At 73.1% G+C, this 14,407-nt stretch carries 12 protein-coding genes; 3 read left to right on the top strand and 9 right to left on the bottom strand.

The annotated features are described in order from the left end of the window. Positions 1–35: 35 nt before the first annotated feature. The 7 genes from cobT to ACGF4C_RS31360 form a co-directional block, all read right to left on the bottom strand. Positions 36–4,250, bottom strand: coding sequence for a nicotinate-nucleotide--dimethylbenzimidazole phosphoribosyltransferase (gene cobT, locus ACGF4C_RS31390; RefSeq protein ID WP_393570789.1), 4,215 nt, complete (start codon positions 4,248–4,250; stop codon positions 36–38). A 235-nt stretch (positions 4,251–4,485) separates the two neighbouring features. After that, positions 4,486–5,706: a precorrin-6y C5,15-methyltransferase (decarboxylating) subunit CbiE gene (gene cbiE, locus ACGF4C_RS31385; protein ID WP_393570787.1), complete on the bottom strand. Its 1,221-nt coding sequence runs from the start codon at positions 5,704–5,706 to the stop codon at positions 4,486–4,488. Positions 5,707–5,878: 172 nt separating this feature from the next. Next, a complete protein-coding gene (locus ACGF4C_RS31380; RefSeq protein WP_393570785.1) occupies positions 5,879–6,514 on the bottom strand; it encodes a GNAT family N-acetyltransferase in 636 nt (211 codons plus the stop codon). A gap of 186 nt (positions 6,515–6,700) precedes the next feature. Then, the gene (locus ACGF4C_RS31375) at positions 6,701–7,558 is read right to left on the bottom strand and encodes a MetQ/NlpA family ABC transporter substrate-binding protein (RefSeq protein WP_393570783.1); all 858 of its coding nucleotides are present in this window, start codon (positions 7,556–7,558) and stop codon (positions 6,701–6,703) included. Positions 7,559–7,663: 105 nt separating this feature from the next. After that, positions 7,664–8,401, bottom strand: coding sequence for a methionine ABC transporter permease (locus ACGF4C_RS31370; protein ID WP_393570781.1), 738 nt, complete (start codon positions 8,399–8,401; stop codon positions 7,664–7,666). After that, positions 8,398–9,471: a methionine ABC transporter ATP-binding protein gene (locus ACGF4C_RS31365; protein ID WP_393570779.1), complete on the bottom strand. Its 1,074-nt coding sequence runs from the start codon at positions 9,469–9,471 to the stop codon at positions 8,398–8,400. Before ACGF4C_RS31365 ends, ACGF4C_RS31370 begins: the two co-directional genes overlap by 4 nt. Before the next feature lie 372 nt (positions 9,472–9,843). Further along, a complete protein-coding gene (locus ACGF4C_RS31360) occupies positions 9,844–10,491 on the bottom strand; it encodes an HAD-IA family hydrolase (RefSeq protein ID WP_393570777.1) in 648 nt (215 codons plus the stop codon). A gap of 69 nt (positions 10,492–10,560) precedes the next feature. On the opposite strand from ACGF4C_RS31360, the gene ACGF4C_RS31355 reads away from it, so the two are divergent. Together ACGF4C_RS31355 and ACGF4C_RS31350 are read left to right on the top strand one after the other, a co-directional pair. Beyond that, a complete protein-coding gene (locus tag ACGF4C_RS31355; RefSeq protein WP_030413092.1) occupies positions 10,561–10,920 on the top strand; it encodes a hypothetical protein in 360 nt (119 codons plus the stop codon). A gap of 1 nt (position 10,921) precedes the next feature. Next, on the top strand, positions 10,922–11,356 hold the full coding sequence (locus ACGF4C_RS31350) for a hypothetical protein (RefSeq protein ID WP_393570775.1): 435 nt from the start codon (positions 10,922–10,924) through the stop codon (positions 11,354–11,356). A gap of 98 nt (positions 11,357–11,454) precedes the next feature. Here ACGF4C_RS31350 and ACGF4C_RS31345 read toward each other — a convergent pair whose 3' ends face one another. Beyond that, positions 11,455–11,958 (bottom strand): GNAT family N-acetyltransferase, encoded by a 504-nt coding sequence (locus ACGF4C_RS31345; RefSeq protein WP_393570772.1) that lies wholly within the window; start codon positions 11,956–11,958, stop codon positions 11,455–11,457. A gap of 249 nt (positions 11,959–12,207) precedes the next feature. After that, entirely contained in the window at positions 12,208–13,344 is a 1,137-nt protein-coding gene (locus tag ACGF4C_RS31340; RefSeq protein ID WP_393570770.1) for a glycerophosphodiester phosphodiesterase, read from the bottom strand. A gap of 350 nt (positions 13,345–13,694) precedes the next feature. Between ACGF4C_RS31340 and ACGF4C_RS31335 the strand changes: the two genes are divergently transcribed. Continuing rightward, positions 13,695–14,366: a lysophospholipid acyltransferase family protein gene (locus ACGF4C_RS31335; protein ID WP_393570768.1), complete on the top strand. Its 672-nt coding sequence runs from the start codon at positions 13,695–13,697 to the stop codon at positions 14,364–14,366. Positions 14,367–14,407: the final 41 nt, after the last annotated feature.

Below are 14,407 nucleotides of genomic sequence, written 5' to 3'. Positions count from 1 at the left end.
GTCATGCGGGGCGGCCGCGTTCCGGCCGCACCGCATCAGCTCTTCTCCGTCACTCCGGCGGAGTCGAAGGTGGCGACCTCGTGCATGGCGCGGGCCGCGCTCTGTACGACGGGGAGGGCCAGCAGGGCGCCGGTGCCCTCGCCGAGGCGCAGGTCGAGGTCGACGAGCGGGCGCAGGCCGAGCTTGTTGAGGGCCGCGACGTGCCCGGGCTCGGCGCTGCGGTGGCCGGCGATGCAGGCGGCCAGCGCCTCGGGGGCGATGGCGCGGGCCACCAGGGCGGCGGCGCCGGCGCTGACGCCGTCGAGGATCACCGGCGTGCGCAGCGAGGCGCCGCCGAGGATCAGGCCGACCAGGGCCGCGTGCTCCAGGCCGCCGACCGCGGCGAGCACGCCGATCGGGTCGGCCGGATCGGGCTGGTGGAGTTCCAGGGCGCGGCGGACCACGTCGACCTTGCGGGCGTGCGTCTCGTCGTTGATGCCGGTGCCGCGGCCGGTGACCTCGGCCGGGTCGACGCCGGTGTAGACGGCGATCAGCGCGGCGGAGGTGGTGGTGTTGGCGATCCCCATCTCGCCCGTGAGCAGGGCCTTGTTGCCGGCCGCGACGAGGTCGCGGGCGGTCTCGATGCCCACCTCGACGGCCTTGAGAACCTCCTCCTGGGTGAGCGCGGGGCCCTGGGTGAAGTCGGCGGTGCCGGGCCGGACCTTGCGGGGCAGCAGGCCGGGGGTGGCGGGGAGTTCGCTCGCCACGCCGACGTCCACGACGCACACCTCGGCGCCGACCTGGTTGGCGAAGGCGTTGCAGACCGCGCCGCCGCCCAGGAAGTTGGCGACCATCTGGCCGGTGACCTCCTGGGGCCAGGGGGTGACGCCCTGGGCGTGCACGCCGTGGTCGCCGGCGAAGATCGCCACGGCGGCCGGCTCCGGGATCGGCGGCGGGCACTTGCGGGACAGACCGCTCAGCTGCGCGGAGATGATCTCCAGCATGCCGAGCGCGCCGGCGGGCTTGGTCATCCGCTTCTGGCGCTCCCACGCCTCGCCGAGCGCCTTGGCGTCCAGCGGGCGGATGCCCTGGAGGGTCTCCTGGAGGAGGTCGTGCGGGTTCTCGCCGGGCAGCGCGCGGCGGCCGTAGGTCTCCTCGTGGACGACCCAGGACAGCGGGCGGCGCTTGGACCAGCCGGCCTGCAGCAGCTCGGGCTCCTCGGGGAACTCGTCGACGTAGCCGACGCACAGGTAGGCGACGACTTCGAGGTGCTCGGGCAGGCCCAGTTCGCGGACCATCTCGCGCTCGTCGAAGAAGCTGACCCAGCCGACGCCGAGGCCCTCGGCGCGGGCCGCGAGCCAGAGGTTCTCGACGGCGAGCGCGGAGGAGTACGGGGCCATCTGCGGCTGGGTGTGCCGGCCGAGGGTGTGCCGGCCGCCGCGGGTGGGGTCCGCGGTGACGACGATGTTGACCGGTGTTTCGAGGATCGCCTCGATCTTCAGCTCGCGGAACTGCTTGGCCCGCGCCTTGGGCAGCGACTTGGCGTACGCGTCGCGCTGCTGCATCGCGAGCTGGTGCATCTTCTCGCGGGTGTCGGCGGACCGGATGACGACGAAGTCCCAGGGCTGGGAGTGGCCGACGCTGGGGGCGGTGTGGGCCGCCTCCAGGACGCGCAGCAGGACCTCGTTGGGGATCGGGTCGCTGCGGAAGCCGTTGCGGATGTCGCGGCGCTCGCGCATCACGCGGTGGACGGCGGCGCGCTCGGAGTCGTCGTAGCCGGCGGCCGGGGGCCCGGCCGGGACCTCTTCCGCCTCGGGGGCTCCGTCGGCGGCGTCGGTCTCCTCGGCGGCGGGCTGCTCGTCGGCGGCCTGCTGGTCAACGGCCTGCGGCTGGTCGGCCGCGGGAACCGCGTCGGGCTCCTGCGGCTGGTCCTCGTCCGCGCCCTCACCGCGCTGGAGGAGCGCCTCGGCGTCCTGCTGGTGGGGGGCCTCGTCGGCGGGGGCCTCCTCGGGCGCCGCTACGGCGGCCGGGGTGTCGGCGGGGTCCTGGGCCTGCGGAACGGTGTCGTCCGCGGCGGCCTGCGGCTGCTGTCCGGCGGCCGACGGCTGTTCGCCGGCCGGCTGCTCGGCAACCTGCTGGGCCGGGATGTGGACGGTGCCGGGCCGGGCCGCGGGGGCGGCCTCTGCGGGGGCGTCGGCCGGGGTGGCGGGCTGCTCGTCGGCCGCCTGCGGCTGCTCGGGCGCGGGGGCCGTGTCTGCTGCCTGCACCGGCTCCGTTGCCTCTTCTGCTTCTGCTGCCACTGCTGCCGCTTCTTCGGTGACGTCCGGTTCCGCCGCCTCTGCCGTTGCTGCTTGTTCTGGGCTCGCGGGGGCTGCGGAGGTCTCCGGGGTGGCCGCGGCGGGCTCCGGAGCCGGGGCGGCCTCGGGAGTCGCTGCGGCCTCAGGCGTCACTGCGGCCTCGGGGGACGCGTCGGCGGGGGTGTCCGGTGCCGCGTCCGGCGTGGCGTCCGCGGCGGGTGCTGCGGACCCGGCGGCCGGGGTCGCCTCTCCCTCGGGGGCGGCCGTGACGGCAGCGGCGGCCGAGGGGTCAGGGGTGATGGCCTCCGGCGGCTCTATGACGGTCTGCTCCTGCTCGACGGGGGCGACCGCCTGCTCGACGGGGCCACCGTCCTCGGTAGCGGGCAGGGCGACGGGGCCCTGCGGCGCCGCGGCGGCCTCGGATGCCACGGCCTCGGGGGCCACGGCTTCCGGCGCGGCGGCCTCGGGCTGCGGCTGGGCGGCGGCGTCGACCGTGACGTTGTCTTCGTCTTCCGTGCCCTCGGCCGCGCCCTGCTCAGGAACGTCCTGTACGGGCACTTCCTGGGCAGACACTTCTTGGGCAGGCGCGTCCTGGGCAGGCGCGTCCTGGACCGGAGCCTCCTGTGCCTGAACGTCCGGAATCTGTGCGTCCGGAGTCTGTGCCTCCGGGGCCTGGGCGGTCGGCTGCTCTGCCGTCGGGGCCTCGGCGGGCTCGCCCGGTGCGGTCCCGTCCGCGGCGCCCTCCGCGGGCTGCGCCACCGGCTCGGGCTGTGCCTGCGGCTCAGGCTGCGCCACGGGCGGCTGTTCGGCGGCCTGCGGCTGTTCGGCGGGCAGCTCGGGGTCCTGGGTGACGGGCTGTGCGACCGGCTGCGCGGTCGCCACCGTCGGCGCGGCGAGGGCCTCCGCGGGCGCGGCCGCCTCCTCCACCGCCGGTGCCGCGTCGGCAACCGGGGCTGCTTCCGCGGCCGTTGCGGTCTCCTCGACCGGCGGCAGCTGATCGGCCACCGGCGCCGGTGCGGCCACCACGGCCGGCTCGGGAGCCGGTGCCGGCTCGGGGGCGGGGACCGGTGCGGCCTGGGCCGGGGCGTCGTTCCAGGCCGGCATCTGGGCCGGGATCTCGCCGAGCTGCGGGCCCGGCAACGGGCCCTGGCCGGCAGCACCGTAGGTCTGCTCGGGGGACAACTGCCCACCGTAGGAATGGCCGCCGTAGGACTGGCCGCCGTACGTCTGCTCGGCGTACGGCGCCGCCCCGGCCTGCGGCTGCGGTGCGGCGTACGCCTGGGCCGGGGCCGGCTGGGCGTCCTGGGGGGCGGCGGGGACCTGCTGGGCGGCCGCGGCGGCCTCCGGGGCCACGGGGGCCTGGGCGGCGGCGTCGAAGTATTCAGGGGCGCCGGCGGGCGGGGCGGCGTGCCGGGCGGGGGGGTCTGCGGGGCCGCGGTCGGCGAGCGAGCGGACCACGCCGCCGGTCGCGTCGGGCACCGGCGGGCCCATGTGCAGCGGGCGGCGGTTGGGGGCGGCCGCGCGGGCCCGGTCCGGCTGCTGGGGCGCCGCGGGCTGTGGGATGCGGACCGCGCTCAGGTCGACGGAACCGGAGTCCCGGCCGCCGCTCTCGTGGTCGCCGGCCTGGGCGGGCATCGCCTCGTAGCCGGTGGCGCCCTGGGCGGTGGCGTCGAACGGCACGCCCTGCTGCGGCTGCTGGGCCGGGCCCTGGTGGGTCTCGTGCGGCAGCGGCCGGTCCGCGGGCTGCTCGCTCCAGGCGCCCTGGGCGCCCGGCATGAGCAGCAGGTCGTCGTCCTCGACGGCGGGATCGGTCTGGTCGAGGTAGGGGTAGTCGCCCTGAGGGGTCACCATGCCCGGCAGCTCCGTGGGTCCGGCGTCGGCAGGGGAGGGAGCGGCCGCCGGCTGCGGCTGCCCGGGATGTCCGCCTGCGTTCTCCGGCTGTCCCTCGCCCGGGACCTGGCCGGTGTCGGTCATGCGTACCCCTCGCCCATTGGTAGTGCTCCTTCCAACCGCTCGTGCGACACGCTCGACCGGGGCGCCCCGACGCCCCGATAGCTAGAACGAGCGAGCACGCCTCGCGGCACGTCCACGCTCACAGCTTCATATTCGTCCAAAACCACGGCATTTTCCGGATATTGGCGTACGAAGCCGAACGTGGAACGGCGGCGCAACGATCCGCCAGCCTACCTCGCGCGGGTTGCCTTCCTGGTCACGGGTGAGGAACGCGATACCCGCTGAGCAAAAACACCACGGACCGCTCGCGTTCGACCCAGACGGAGGTGTCCAGGTCCACGGACTGCAGCAGGGCGCACTCGACGTCGTACCCGCCGTCGGCCAGTGCCCGGCCCAGCAGCTCGGCCTCGTCGCGGGTGGCGGCGTGGGTGACGATCCGTTCGGGACGGCGGGCGGCGCAGGCGGTGACGACCTCCACTCCCCCGCCGCCGATCCGTACGACGTCGGGCTCGGGCAGGTCCTCCAGGATCTGCGGCGCCCGCCCGTGGACGACCTGGAGTTGGACGCCGTGCCGGCGGGCGACGGCGGCGGTGCGTCCGCAGGCGTCGGGGTCGGCGTCCACCGCGATGACCGCGGCGCCGAACCGCGCGGCCTCCACGGCCGCGGCCCCGCTGCCGGTGCCGATGTCCCAGACCAGGTCGCCCACCCGGGGCCCGAGGCGGGCGAGTTGGGCGGTGCGCAGCTGGACGGTTTCCCCCTCGGCGAGGGCTCCGCCGAACGCGCGGCCAGGCAGTCCCCAGCCGCGCGGTCCGGTCGGGTGGCCGACCTCGTGGCCGGCGATCCAGCCGGTGCCCTGGGCCGCGGCGCCGCCGGGTGAACCGCCGACGACGATGACGACGTTGGGGTCGCGCCAGACGTGGTCGGCGGCCTTGTCGGATGTGAGGACCGTCACCTGCTCGCGTTCGGTGCCCAGTTCCTCGCAGATGACGAAGGTGCGGTGGACGCCGCCGAGCAGCAGGGCGAGTTCGGCGGGGCCGGCGCCGGGCGAGGTGAGCACCGCGACCTTGGTGTGGGCGCGGCAGACGTTGACCGCGCGGCGCAGGTCGCGGCTGTGGGCCACCACGATCTGGGCGTCGTCCCAGGGCATGCCGGCGCGGGCGAAGGCGGCCGCGACGGAGGAGACGGCCGGGACGACCTCGACCTCCAGGCCGTGCTCGGGGGCCCGCAGGGTGCGGACAACGCCGAAGAAGCCGGGGTCGCCGTCGGCGAGGACGACGGCGGTGCCGCGGTGCTGGGCGATCCGGCGGGCGGCCAGGGTGACGCTGCCGAGCCGGATCCGCTCGGCGTGCGGCGGGACTTCGGGCAGTGCGAGGTGGTGGGCGGCGCCGGCCACGAGTGTGGCGGCGCCGAGGGCGGAGCGGGCGGCGGCGGTCAGCGGAGAGCCGTCCCATCCGATCACCGTGACCCGGTCGGCCATGCTCGTCAGTCTCCTGGGGCTGCTGTGGTTACGCGGGCGGTGGCGGCCGCGGGGTGGCCGCGGGCCGGTGGCGCGCCGCTGTGGTGCGCCGGACGCAGGTCCGTGCTGGTCGCGCGGGTGCGCGGCAGGCCGAGGGTACCCCGAGAGGTACGGACCTGGGCGCGGGCGTGGGTCAGTTCCACTCGGGGTAGGTGAATCCGTTCGCGTCGGCCATCCGGCCGGGGATCCCGTCGAGGTCCTCGGGCAGCAGGCTCCAGACGATCAGATCGGTGCGGATGTCCGTCCAGCCGCCGTCCTCCGTGCGGCTGCGGGCTATCCAGGCGTTGCGCAGGACGCCCTCGCTGATGCAGCCGATCTTCTGGGCGACCTGCTGGGAGGCGGTGTTGTCGGCGGCGGTGCGCAGTTCGAGGCGTTCGAACTTCTCGTGGTGGAAGAGCCACTGCGCGATGGCGAGGACGGATTCCGAGGCGTAGCCCTCGCCGCGGGCCCAGGGGGCGGTGACGTAGCCGATCTCGGTGGAGCGGATGCGCCAGTCGGTGTTTTCGAGGTGGACGGTGCCGACCAGGCGCTGGGTGAGGAATTCGGTGACGGCGAGGGCGAGGCCGCGGCCGGTGGTGCGGAGCGCGGCGGCCTTGCCGGTGGCCCAGGCGCGGGCCTCGGCGGTGGTGTACGGGTGCGGCAGCGCGGTCCAGGCGGTGACCAGCTCGTCGGACATCATCTCGGCGAGGGCGGGGACGTCGGCCTCTTCGAAGGGGCGCAGCACCAGCCGGTCCGTGCTGAGGGAGATGTCCGGAAAGGTGGATGTCATGCCGCTGCTCCAACGCCGTTGACCGTGGGTGCTCCGGGACGTCGCGGGATGGTTCAGCGCGAGGTCACGGGCCGTCTGACCGTCTTGAATGCACCAGCATGCAGCATCGGTGGGTGGGTGTGCCACGCGCCCGGGCCCCGGCCGCGCGGAGTGCGCTGCCGGGGCCCGGTGGTGGCTCGGGGGGGGTCAGGCCTTGGCGGGACCGAAGGCGGGGATGACCGAGCCGTCCTTGTACTTGTCCTCGATGAACTTCTTGACCTCGGGGGAGTTCAGGAGCTTGGCCAGCTTCTTGATCCGCGGGTCGTTCTCGTTGCCCTTCTTGACGGCGAGGAAGTTGGCGTAGGGGTTGTCCTTGGCCTTCTCCAGCGCGAGGGCGTCCTTGGAGGGCTTGAGGTGGGCGCCGATGGCGAAGTTGCCGTTGATGACGGCGGCGTCGACGTCGTCGATGCGCGGCGCGGTCTGTGCGGCCTCCAGCTCGGTGATCTTGATGCCCTTGTCGTCCTTGACGTCGGTGAGCTTGGCGTCGGCGCCGACGCCGGGCTTGAGGGTGATCACGCCGTTGTCGGCGAGCAGCTTGAGCGCACGGCCCTCGTTGGACGGGTCGTTGGGGACCGAGACGGTCGAGCCGGACTTGAGGTCCGAGAGCTTGTGGATCTTCTTGGAGTACAGGCCGAGGGGCTCGATGAGCACGTTCTGGACCGGCACGATGTGGGTGCCGTTCTCCTTGTTGAAGGTGTCCAGGAAGGGCTTGTGCTGGAAGAAGTTGGCGTCGACCTGGCCGTCGTCGGTGACCTTGTTGGGGATCTTGTAGTCGTTGAACGGCTTGACGACGAGCTTGAGGCCCGCCTTGGCCGCCAGCTCGTTCTTGACGAAGTCGAGGATGGTGGCGTGCGGGGTGGGGCTCGCGGCGACGACGAGGGGGGCGTTCTTGTCGCTCTTGTCGCTGCTGGCCGTGGTGTCGGAGGGCGCGGAGCAGGCGCTCGCGCCCAGGGCGACGGCGGAGGCGGCGGCGACGGCCACGGTGATCTTGACGGTGTTGCGCACGAAGAGTGCCTCTTTCTTGTTGCCACACGGGGTGTCCGTGTGCTGTCCGCCCGGCAAAGGGTCCGGGCTCTTGGGTGGTGCGGGTGACGCGGGTGGCTTATGGGGTCAGGCGGCCTCGGTGACGGCTGCCGGCTCCTCGGCGCGGGCGCGGCGCAGGCCGACGCGTACGGGCGAGGAGGGTCGGGTGCCGCGGCCGGCGAGCCGGCGGACGATCAGGTCGCCGAGCAGCTGGACGAGGGTGACCAGGACGATCAGCTCGACGACGGTGGTGATCATCAGGGAGGTCTCGTACTGCTGATAGCCGTAGGTGTAGGCGAGGTTGCCCAGGCCGCCGCCGCCGACCGCACCGGCGATCGCGGAGTAGCCGATCAGCGTGATGACGGTGGTGGTGACGGCCGCGACCAGCGCGGGCAGGGCCTGCGGCAGCAGCACCTTGAAGATGATGGTCCAGGTGCCGCCGCCCATGGCCTGGGCGGCTTCCACCAGGCCGTGGTCCACCTCGCGCAGCGCGGCCTCGACGAGGCGGGCGAAGAACGGGATCGCGGCCATGGCGAGCGGGACGACCGCGCCGGTCGGGCCGATGGAGACGCCGACAACGAGCCGGGTGAAGGGGATCAGCACGACGATGAGGATCAGGAACGGGAAGGACCGCCCGATGTTCACGATCGCGCCGAGGACCTTGTTCACCACGACGTTCTGCAGCAGGGCGCCGCGGTCGGTCAGGTGCAGCAGCACGCCGACCGGGATGCCGAAGAGCACCGCGTAGAACGTCGACCACCACACCATGAAGAGGGTGTCGAGCGTGTTGTCGTAGAGCAGCGGCTGCATCTCGGTCCAGCTCACTTGGCACCTTCCTTCAGGAGCGGGGCGGCGGCGGGCGCCGGGACGGCCGCGGCGGGGGCGGCGTCGGCCACGTCGGCCACATCGACCTGGAGGCCCTGCTCGCGCAGGAAGCCGATGGGGACGACGTTCTCCTCGAAGCGGCCGGGCAGCTCGATCCGCATCCGGCCGATCTGCTTGCCGCCGACGGTGTCCATGGCGGCGCCGAGGATCGAGATGTCGACGTTGTAGGTGCGCGCCAGCTCGGAGATCACCGGGCGGGTGGCGGCCGAGCCGTGGAAGGTGATGTCGACGACGGTGCGGTCGTCGGCCGAGGGCTCGCCGCCGACCGGGAAGAGCTCGCGGGCGAGCTCGGAGCCGGGGGTGGCGAGCAGTTCGGCGACGGTGCCCTGCTCGACGACGCGGCCGTTCTTCATCAGCGCGGCCGAGTCGCAGATGGTCTTGACGACGTCCATCTCGTGCGTGATGAGGACGATGGTCAGGCCGAGCTGGCGGTTGAGGTCGCGCAGCAGGGTCAGGATGGAGCGGGTGGTCTCCGGGTCGAGGGCGCTGGTGGCCTCGTCGGAGAGCAGCACCTTGGGGTCGCCGGCCAGGGCGCGGGCGATGCCGACGCGCTGCTTCTGGCCGCCGGAGAGCTGGGCGGGGTACGCCGAGGCCTTGTCGGCGAGGCCGACCAGGTCCAGCAGTTCCAGGGCCTTGCGGGAGCGTTCGCGGCGGTCGACCTTGAGGATCTCCAGCGGCAGTTCGACGTTGTCCTGGACGGTGCGCGAGGACAGCAGGTTGAAGTGCTGGAAGACCATGCCGATGTGGCTGCGGGCGGCCCGGAGCTGGGCGCCGGCGCGCTTGCCGCGCCCGGCGATGGAGGTCAGCTCCTGGCCGGCGACGGTGACCGTGCCGGAGGTGGGGCGCTCCAGGAGGTTGAGGCAGCGGATGAGGGTGGACTTGCCGGCGCCGCTCTGGCCGATGACGCCGTACACCTCGCCCTCGCGGACGTGCAGGTCGACGCCGTCCAGGGCGGTGACGTCGCGGTCTCCTGAACGGTAGACCTTGGTCAGGCCCGTTGTGGTGATCACAGGGAATTCCGTCACTGTCGAGTGCACGGCGGGGTCGCCGCCGGCACGGGGCATTCTTGCGAGTGCGGCAGGGGGGAACGGGAGCGGTGGCGGGCGCGGGGCCCGGCTCCTGGTTCCGGTGACGCGGGGCGGCCGTCGCGGTCGGGGACCGGTGCACGGCATGGGGTCTCGCTTCGGGGCGCGAGGCTCAGGCGGGGGCCCTCAGCGGTCACACATTCGACACATGCAACGAGCACCGGGCGTCAGGTTCGCCTCGGTCGCAGGGGTGCGGTTGCTCGTCGTGGTCATGGCGGCAAGTAAACCAGACGGCTGTGCGGGCCGATCAACCGTGTCCGAATGGCGGACCTGACCGACCGGCCCGTGGACAGCGCCTCATCCGGCCAGGGTGATCTCCACCGTCCCGTCCGTGGCCTGCGCGGATACCGCCGACAGGTCGGGGACGACGACGTCGGCACGGAGCTCGGCGGCCGGGTGGGTTGTGGTCAACGCCACGGTCGTCATGCCGGCCGCGCGGCCGGCCGCCAGCCCGGCCGGGGCGTCCTCGAAGACGACGCAGCGGGCCGGGTCCACGCCGAGCCGGCGGGCGGCCAGCAGGAACGGCTCCGGGTCGGGCTTGCCGCGGGTGATGTCGTCGGCGGCTATCAGCTTCTTCGGCCGGATCCCGGCCTCACCGAGGCGGGCCTCGGCCAGCCGCCGGGTGGCGGAGGTGACCACCGCCCACCGCTCGGGAGGCAGGCCCGCGAGGAGGGCGCGGGTGCCGGGCAGCAGGGTCACTCCCCCGGCGACGTCCTCGACCTCCAGCTGTTCGATCCGTGCCAGCGCGCCGGGCACCTGCCCGGCCGGGAGCAGATCGGCGGCGATCTCGGCGGCCGGACGGCCGTGCAGCTCGACCCGGGCGAAGTCCTCGGGGGCGATGCCGTACTCCTTTGCCCACCGGGTCCAGCAGCGGTGGACGGAGTCGAGGGAGGAGACCAGGGTGCCGTCGTTGTCGAAGAGGAGTGCGTCCGCGTGGATCTTCATGGGGACCGAGCGTATGTGCGGTCCGGGGGCGGGCGCATCGGGTCTTTTGGCCCGTAATAGGGTCTCGGCATGCTTGATGCCCTGACGATCGCGACCGGTGTGGCCGCGCTCGCGCTCGCCGCCTGGTGCGGTTTCGCCGCCTACCGGGACCAGCGGACCATGGACTGGCACTTCCTCGGCATGGCCGTGGTGACGCTGCTCGCCGTGGTGCAGCTGGTCGTCGGCATCGTCCAGCTGGCGCGCGGCGAGAAGCCCGCGCAGGGCACGGCGATCTTCGTGGCGTATCTGCTCGGCGCGTTCGCCTGTGTGCCCGCCGCGGGCTTCATGTCCCTTGCGGAGCGCACCCGTTGGGGCTCGCTGACGGTCTCCGCCGGCGGCGTGGTGCTGGCCGTGCTCGAAGTGCGGCTGTTCGACATCTGGGGAGGCTGACGTGACGGCGACCGACCGCACCGCCGAGGAGGGTGCGCCGGGCACCCGCCGGAAGCTGATCACCGGCCCGGGGATCCTGCTGGTCTGGCTGTACGGCGTGATGGTGGTCGGCGCCGTGTCGCGCTCGGTCTTCCAGATCGCCACGGACTTCGACCGGGCCCCGCTGGCGTACGCGCTCTCCGCGCTCGCCGGCGTGGTCTACGGCTTCATCACCTACTCACTGGTCCGCGGCGGCGACCGGGCCCGCCGGGCGGCGCTGGTGTGCTGTGCGGCGGAGCTGGTGGGCGTGCTGACCGTGGGCACCTGGACGCTGATCGAGCCGTCGGCGTTCCCCGACGCCACGGTCTGGTCCGACTACGGCAGGGGCTACCTCTTCATCCCGGTCCTGCTGCCGGTCACCGGGATGCTGTGGCTGCGCCGGGCGCGCACGGCGTAACGGTCGCCCCCACGGGCACCTGCGGCACGTCTCCGGTGGACGGGCCCGCCGCACTGCGGGCCCGCTCCCTTCCGTGACGTCCAGCGACGCGCGAGCCGCTACGCCTGGGCCACGAACTCCTCGGCCGCGGCCTCCTTCTCCAGCGTGACCAGGCTCAGCCGCCGGCTGAGCTCCTCGGTGCCCACGGGCGCGTAGCCGTGGCTGCGGTACAGCCGCAGATTGCCCTCGCTGCGGTGGCCGGTGAAGAGGCGGAACCGGGTGGCCGAGCGCTCCTCGGCGAGCCGCTGCTCGACCGCGGCCAGCAGCCGGCCGCCGAGGCCGTGCCGCTGGAGCCGGGGGTGCACGATGAGCTTGGCTATCGCCGCGGTGCCCGACGCGTCGACGGTGCCGCGCACGGATCCGACCACCTCGTCGCCGAGCCGGGCCACCAGCACGCAGCCCTCGCCGAGTTCGGCGCGCAGCGCGGCCAGCGTCTGGGTGAGCGGCTCGATGCCGTAGTCGTCGTACAGCGCGGCCTCCGGCTGGTAACAGAGGTACTGCAGTTTGAGGATCTGCTCGGCGTCCTCGTCGGTCGCCGCAGAGATGGTCACGCTCGTGCCCATGCGCGTATGCCTCCCCTTATTCGGTTGGCCCGGGCGCGCGAGGGTGTGAGGGGTGTGCGCCCGGACGTGGTGCCCTGACTTCCGGACTCCCCGGAATGTGGCGGCGGCAATCGCCGCCGGGAGCATTCTGCGCAGGCAATTGGGGCAAGCGGAACGGACCGGCACCGAGCTCCTCTGTGACATTCCCAACTCAGATGAGAGCACGGGGAGGTCACTCGGGCCCGGTGCCGGTGCGTGGCCGGCGGCCGGTCAGCGCGTACGGAACTCCTCGGCGGCCAGCAGTGCGGTGTCGGGGTTGTCGGAGAACAGCCCGTCGATGCCGGTGCCGAGGTACGCCTTGAAGACGCCGAGGGAGTCGCCGTAGGCGGTGGGGTCGGTGCCGCGGCGGAAGTCGGCCGGCAGGAACGTGTTCTCGTTACGGACGGTGTACGGGTGCAGGACCAGGCCGGCCGCGTGCGCGTCCTTGACGACGGAGCTGGGCGTGCCGAGCTTGCCGTCCTTGTCCCGCGGGATGATCACGGTCAGGTCCGGGCCGATGCCCTCGGCGAAGCCGGCGATCCAGCCGAGGCCCTCGGGCGTGACCAGGTCGGCGACGGTGCGCGGGTCGCCCGCCGCGGTGAAGTCCCAGGGACGGTCCTTGAGCGTGCCCAGCAGGACGACCTTGGGGCAGTCGACGAGCTCGCCGAGGCGCCGGATGCTGCTGGGCTCGAAGGACTGCAGGAAGTTCGGGGAGTTGCGGCGGTGCCGCCCGTGTGCGCGCAGGGCCTTGGCGAGGCGCTCCTCCAGGCCGAGGCCGAGCCCCCGGAAGTAGGTGGGGTGCTTGGTCTCGATGTGCAGCCAGACCCGGCGGCCCCGCTTGCGGCCCTCCCGTTCGGCCCACTGGAGGACCTCCTCGAAGGTGGGCACCTGCCACCGGCCGTCGTAGAGGGTGTTGTGCTGCCGGGTGCCCGGTATGCGCTCCTTGGCGCGCAGGGTCTTGAGTTCGGCGAGCGTGAAGTCCTCGGTGAACCAGCCGGTCAGCTGCTGGCCGTCGACGGTCTTGGTGGTCCTGCGGTCGGCGAACTCCGGGTGTGCGGAGACATCGGTGGTGGCGGTGATGTCGTTCTCGTGCCGGCAGACCAGATGGCCGTCCTTGGTGGGGACGAGGTCCTGCTCGATGACGTCCGCGCCCATGTCGAGGGCGAGTTGGTAGGAGCCGAAGGTGTGCTCGGGGCGGTAGCCGCTGGCGCCGCGGTGGCCGACGATCAGCGGCACGGGCAGTTCCCGGCCCGCCGTGCCGCGCCCGGCGGCGCTTGCCTGCCCGGCCCCGCCGAGCACCGCCGCGCCCGCACCGAGGGCCGCCGCCCCCAGCACCGTCCGCCGTCCCGGCTGCTGCCGCTTCTGCATGCCCACGCTCCTTGTTCTGCGTCGTTTCGTGCGTTTCCGGGTGCGCCCGGGTGCTTCGGTGCTTTCCGGTGCCGCCGAGTGCTTCCGGGTGTTTTCCGGCCCGCGTCAAGGCGTGTTGCCCGGGTACCCGGGGAACCGGGCCGATCGTAGGCACGGACGGGTCACGCCGGGGAGACGCACGACGACTCCGGGGGGAACATGGTGGTAACACACGTCAACCGTGAGTCAACTGTGCGTATCGACCTCATGAACCCGATGTGCGCGCGGGAGTAACCCGCGAGTATCGTCCTGGGCTGCAGAGTTCTGCGCCCGCTTGACGCTGACCAGACAGCCACGACCCGGAGGACCCGTTGTCCCGCATTGTGCTCAAGGCGATTCTCGGATTCGTCATGCGTGTCCTTTACCGCCCGAAGGTCGAGGGTATGGAGCGCATTCCGGCGACCGGACCGGTGATCCTGGCCGGTAACCACGTGACCTTCATCGACTCGCTGTTCCTGAGCCTGGTGGTCAAGCGGCCGGTGTACTTCATCGGCAAGGACGAGTACGTCACCGGCACCGGCATCAAGGGCCGCCTGATGGCCTGGTTCTTCACCAGCGCCGGCATGATCCCGGTGGACCGGGACGGCGGCCACGGCGGGGTGGCGGCCCTGATGACCGGCCGCCGGATCCTGGAGCAGGGCAAGGCGTTCGGCATCTACCCCGAGGGCACCCGCTCCCCCGACGGCCGGCTCTACCGCGGCCGTACCGGCATCGCCCGGCTCGCCCTGATGACCGGCGCGCCCGTCGTCCCGTTCGCCATGATCGGCACGGACAAGGTGCAGCCCGGCGGCAAGGGCGTGCCGCGGATCGCCCCGGTCACCATCCGCTTCGGTGAGGCGCTGGACTTCTCCCGGTACGACGGGATGGACCGCGACCGCTACGTACTGCGGGCCGTCACCGACGAGGTGATGAGCGAGGTCATGGAGCTGTCCGGCCAGGAGTACGTCGACATCTACGCCACCAAGGCCAGGGCCGCCGCCTGAGCCGGCGGTCCGATCCGGCGTCACCGGGCCCCGTCCGCAGC

The sequence above is a fragment of the Streptomyces sp. NPDC048197 genome, assembly GCF_043202395.1.
GTDB classification, from domain to species: domain Bacteria; phylum Actinomycetota; class Actinomycetes; order Streptomycetales; family Streptomycetaceae; genus Streptomyces; species Streptomyces siderophoricus.
This window is presented reverse-complemented; position numbering and strand designations above follow the sequence as displayed.

Bases quoted from the DNA above. Each gene is read 5' to 3' on its own strand.
- ACGF4C_RS31345 (WP_393570772.1), bottom strand. From the start codon at position 11,958: ATGGGCACGAGCGTGACCATCTCTGCGGCGACCGACGAGGACGCCGAG.
- ACGF4C_RS31360 (WP_393570777.1), bottom strand. From the start codon at position 10,491: ATGAAGATCCACGCGGACGCACTCCTCTTCGACAACGACGGCACCCTG.
- ACGF4C_RS31340 (WP_393570770.1), bottom strand. From the start codon at position 13,344: ATGCAGAAGCGGCAGCAGCCGGGACGGCGGACGGTGCTGGGGGCGGCG.
- ACGF4C_RS31380 (WP_393570785.1), bottom strand. From the start codon at position 6,514: ATGACATCCACCTTTCCGGACATCTCCCTCAGCACGGACCGGCTGGTG.
- ACGF4C_RS31355 (WP_030413092.1), top strand. From the start codon at position 10,561: ATGCTTGATGCCCTGACGATCGCGACCGGTGTGGCCGCGCTCGCGCTC.
- cobT (WP_393570789.1), bottom strand. From the start codon at position 4,250: ATGACCGACACCGGCCAGGTCCCGGGCGAGGGACAGCCGGAGAACGCA.
- cbiE (WP_393570787.1), bottom strand. From the start codon at position 5,706: ATGGCCGACCGGGTCACGGTGATCGGATGGGACGGCTCTCCGCTGACC.